The following is a 255-nucleotide window of genomic DNA, read 5'->3' as shown; positions in this document are numbered from 1 at the left end:
GTTCATGCTGGTGCTGGCCAACATGTTCCCGTTTATCAACATGCGCGTCGCCGGCATCGGCAATGAAATCCGGCTGATTCAAATTCCGGAAGTCATGGTGGCGGAAGACTACGCCAGCATGGCCACGCTGTTTATGGTGTTCGTGCAGCTGATCCCGGCGTTTTGCATGGTGGCGATCATTCTGCTGTGTGCCAAAGTGCGTTTGCCGCTGGGGCTGAAAGCGTGGATGGCCCGGGTGCTGTTCCAGTTCAAGAC

1 protein-coding gene is annotated in these 255 nt (G+C 56.5%); it reads left to right on the top strand.

The window, feature by feature from the left end:
- Positions 1-255, top strand: a 255-nt coding sequence (locus ACK3CV_RS25455; RefSeq protein ID WP_489009931.1) for a paraquat-inducible protein A, incomplete at both ends; no start/stop codon positions are given.

The organism is Serratia sp. TSO36 (assembly GCF_057808395.1).
Note: the sequence above shows the minus strand (reverse complement) of the source record. Positions and strands in the feature narration are given on the sequence as shown.